The organism is Pseudomonas sp. P20 (assembly GCF_016463925.1).
GTDB classification, from domain to species: domain Bacteria; phylum Pseudomonadota; class Gammaproteobacteria; order Pseudomonadales; family Pseudomonadaceae; genus Pseudomonas; species Pseudomonas aeruginosa.
The window spans coordinates 1-1280 of record NZ_JAEMVM010000133.1; the positions used below are offsets into that span (position 1 = coordinate 1).

At 66.0% G+C, this 1280-nt stretch carries 1 protein-coding gene; it reads left to right on the plus strand.

All coding sequences use genetic code 11. From position 1 onward, the window contains the following. Positions 1-1280 (plus strand): carbohydrate porin OprB (oprB, locus tag JHD77_RS32175; protein ID WP_079977348.1); only part of this gene is annotated, 1280 nt, incomplete at its 3' end.

Genomic DNA, 1280 nt, shown 5'->3' on the forward strand with positions numbered 1-1280 from the left:
GTGAAATCCCATCTTCTCCGCCCGGCCCTGCGCCCCGTGGCCGGCGGCCTATTGTCCGCCTCCCTGCTGTGCAACGCGGCGCACGCCGCCGAGGCGTTCTCGCCGAACTCGAAATGGATGCTCGGCGACTGGGGCGGCAAGCGCACCGAGCTGCTGGAGAAGGGCTACGACTTCAAGCTGGAGTACGTCGGCGAGGCGGCGGCCAACCTCGACGGCGGCTATGACGACGACAAGACCGGGCGCTACACCGACCAGTTCGCCCTGGGCGTGCACATGGACCTGGAGAAGATCCTCGGCTGGAAGGCCACCGAGTTCCAGTTCACCGTCACCGAGCGCAACGGCAAGAACCTTTCCAACGACCGCATCGGCGACCCGCGTGCCGGGCACATCAGCTCGGTGCAGGAGGTCTGGGGCCGCGGGCAGACCTGGCGGCTGACCCAGCTGTGGCTCAAGCAGCAGTACTTCGACGGCGCGCTGGACGTGAAATTCGGCCGTTTCGGCGAGGGCGAGGACTTCAACAGCTTCCCCTGCGATTTCCAGAACCTGGCCTTCTGCGGCTCGCAGGTGGGCAACTGGGCGGGGAGCATCTGGTACAACTGGCCGGTCAGCCAGTGGGCGTTGCGGGTGAAGTACAACTTCGCGCCGGACTGGTACGTGCAGGTCGGCGCCTACGAGCAGAACCCGTCGAACCTGGAGACCGGCAACGGCTTCAAGATGAGCGGCAGCGGGACCAAGGGCGCGTTGCTGCCGGTGGAGCTGATCTGGCAGCCGAAGGTCGGCGCCGAGCAACTGCCGGGCGAGTACCGGCTGGGCTACTACTACAGCACGGCGAAGGCCGATGACGTCTACGACGACGTCGACGGCCAGCCGCAGGGGCTGACCGGCAACGACTTCAAGTCGCGCGGCAGCAAGCATGGCTGGTGGGTGGTGGCGCAGCAGCAGGTCACTTCGCACAACGGCGATGCCTCGCGCGGGTTGAGCCTGTTCGCCAACCTGACGGTCCACGACAAGGCGACCAACGTGGTGGACAACTACCAGCAGCTCGGGGTGGTCTACAAGGGGCCGTTCGACGCGCGGCCGAAGGACGACATCGGCCTGGGCATCGCGCGCATCCATGTCAACGACGATGTGAAGAAGCGCCAGCGCCTGGTGAACCAGGTGAACGGCATCGACGACTACGACAACCCGCTGTACCAGCCGCTGCAGGACACCGAGTACAACGCCGAGCTGTACTACGGGGTGCATGTGACCGACTGGCTGACGGTGCGGCCGAACCTGCA